This window comes from Lysobacter zhanggongensis, from assembly GCF_046638635.1.
Taxonomy (GTDB): domain Bacteria; phylum Pseudomonadota; class Gammaproteobacteria; order Xanthomonadales; family Xanthomonadaceae; genus Novilysobacter; species Novilysobacter luteus.
This window is the reverse complement of sequence record NZ_JBJXHK010000149.1, coordinates 1-2275: the sequence shown is the minus strand read 5'-3', so window position 1 is coordinate 2275 and position 2275 is coordinate 1. Positions and strand designations below refer to the sequence as shown.

The 2275-nt window shown below is 72.4% G+C and carries 3 protein-coding genes and 2 pseudogenes; 1 reads left to right on the top strand and 4 read right to left on the bottom strand.

Annotated features, from left to right (window positions below; genetic code table 11):
* A pseudogene (locus tag ACKVMH_RS13290) lies at nucleotides 1-182 on the bottom strand (response regulator); the annotation flags it as partial.
* Nucleotides 179-1000: pseudogene (gene ftsX / locus ACKVMH_RS13285) on the bottom strand (permease-like cell division protein FtsX); the annotation flags it as partial. The pseudogenes ftsX and ACKVMH_RS13290, both read right to left, overlap by 4 nt.
* Nucleotides 1001-1017: 17 nt before the next feature.
* On the opposite strand from ftsX, the gene ACKVMH_RS13710 reads away from it, so the two are divergent.
* Nucleotides 1018-1140: a hypothetical protein gene (locus tag ACKVMH_RS13710; RefSeq protein ID WP_459167119.1), complete on the top strand. Its 123-nt coding sequence runs from the start codon at nucleotides 1018-1020 to the stop codon at nucleotides 1138-1140.
* 106 nt (nucleotides 1141-1246) lie between these two features.
* Here the strand turns inward: ACKVMH_RS13710 and ftsE are convergent, their stop codons facing one another.
* Both ftsE and ACKVMH_RS13275 read right to left on the bottom strand, forming a co-directional pair.
* Nucleotides 1247-1933 (bottom strand): cell division ATP-binding protein FtsE, encoded by a 687-nt coding sequence (gene ftsE, locus ACKVMH_RS13280; RefSeq protein ID WP_215219355.1) that lies wholly within the window; start codon nucleotides 1931-1933, stop codon nucleotides 1247-1249.
* A 143-nt stretch (nucleotides 1934-2076) separates the two neighbouring features.
* Nucleotides 2077-2275 (bottom strand): hypothetical protein (locus tag ACKVMH_RS13275; RefSeq protein ID WP_412700635.1); only part of this gene is annotated, 199 nt, incomplete at its 5' end.

Below are 2275 nucleotides of genomic sequence, written 5' to 3'. Positions count from 1 at the left end.
GGGCCGGCCGCCAGCGCTTCGCGGGCCTCGCCGATGCCCGCGCAGGCGACGACCTCGGCGCCGGCGAGCTCGCGCACCAGCACGTCGCCGATCAGCCGGCGGACCAGCTTCGAGCCGTCCACGACCATCACCCGGGGGGCATCGGCGGCCACGTGGCGCAGCTTGTTCTCGGGGGTGGTCATGTATCGGTCGGCCGGGTCTGTCGGAGGTAGTGGCCGGTGACCAGCCCGGCGCCGATCCAGCCAAGCAGGCCGGCGCCGAGGATGATCGCGGCCGCGTGCTGCAGGCCGAACCCGCGCAGGGCGAAGTCGCTGCCGTAGGAGCGGGCCAGCTCGGCCAGCGGCGCCCGCAGCGACAGGTCCGCTGCGGTCAGGAGGGCCAGCGCCAGCGCACCGGCCACCAGCCCGTAGCTGAGGCCAAGGTACAGGAACGGCCGGCGGATGAAGCCGTCGGTGGCGCCCAGCAACTGCAGCACGCCGATCTCCTCGGTGCGTTGCTGGATGTCCAGCCGCACGGTGTTGCCGACCACCAGCAACGCGCCGAACCCGAGCATCGCCGCCAGCACCCAGGCCAGCCGTCCGCCGAACCGCAGCCAGCCGTCGAGTCGCTCGCGCCAGGCCGCGTCGTGCTGGACGATGTCGGCCTCGGGCAGCTCGGACAGTGTTTCGGCCAGCAGGCCCTCGTCGCCCGTCGGGGTCACGATCAGCAGGCTCGGCAGCGGGTTGCCGTCCAGCCCGGACAGGGTGTCGCCCAGTCCGCCGGTATCGCGCAGTTCGGCCAGGCCCTGCTCGGGCGTGCGGTGTTCGACCGCGGCGACGTCATCGCGCGCCCGCAGCCGTTCCGCCAGTGCACCGGCGTCGTCGACCGCGACGTCGGTCCTGAGGAACACGCTGACCTGGCGTGCCTGCTGCACGTCGCCGGCAAAACGCTCGATGTTGGACAACGCCGCCCACAAACCGAGCGGCAGCGCCAGCGCGACCGCCATCACCCCGATGGTCAATGCGGNCAAAACGCTCGATGTTGGACAACGCCGCCCACAAACCGAGCGGCAGCGCCAGCGCGACCGCCATCACCCCGATGGTCAATGCGGTCGACCAGGGCTTGCGGACCATCCGCCCGAAGCTCGCGACCAGGCTGTAGACATGGTGGTCCGACCAGGTGCCGACGCGCGAGCGCGAGCGGGCGGGGCGGGCGCGCGCATCGGCGGCGGCGGGGGCGGGGGCGGCGGGTTTCTGGGCGGTGCTGCTCATTCGGCCAGGTCCTCCGGCGCGATGTCGTCGGCCAGCTCGCCCTGGTTGAGCACGAGCACGCGCTTCTTCATGCGCTTGACCAAGCCGAGGTCGTGGCTGGCGATCAGGACGCTGGTACCGCGCTCGGGCAGCGATTCGAACAGCGCCATGATCTCCGCCGACAGCGTCGGGTCGAGGTTGCCCGTCGGCTCATCGGCGACCAGCAGGGCCGGCTCGGCAACGATGGCGCGGGCGATGCCCACGCGCTGCTGCTCACCGGCCGACAGCTGCGCCGGCAGCGCCTGCGCACGGGTGCCGAGGCTGACCCGGTCCAGCACCGCGCGCACGCGCTTGTTGATCTCGGCGCGCCGCATGCCCTGCAGCAGCAGCGGCAGGCCGACGTTGTCGGCGACGTTGCGGTCGGCTAGCAGCCGGTGGTCCTGGAACACCACGCCGACCTGGCGCCGGTGCATCGCGACCTTGCGGCCACGGACGCGCAGCAGGTTCTTCTCGCCGAACAGCACCGCTCCGCGGCTGGGGCGTTCGGCCAGGTGGATGAGCTTGAGCAGGGTGGTCTTGCCGGCACCGGAGTGCCCGGTGACGAACAGCATCTCGCCCTCGCCGACTTCGAAGCTGACCTCGCGCAGGGCCTGGCGGCCACCGCTGTAGAGCTTGCTGACGTTGTCGAAGCGCAGGACGGTCATCGCGCCACCTGTCGATGAGGGTGGCGCCAAGTATCGGCGGGGGCGCCGGTGATGACCAGCATCGCGTCGCCGCGACTACCCATGACGACGATGGCGCGGGGGTCGCCCGCGCCATCGCCATTCAGCCGGTTCCGGTGCGCGGCTCAGTGCTGCGAACGCGGACCGCGGGTCACCAGCGACTTCAGGCCGCGGCCGATGCGCCCTATCAGGCCGGGCTTGTCGGCGGACGCCGTATTGGCGGCCGGGGTTTTCGGCGCGGGCTTGCCGGCCGCGACCTGGGTCGGACCGGACGTGCGCTGCGCCGGGCGTGGCGACCCCTCGCGCGGCGGCTGCGGAGCGGCG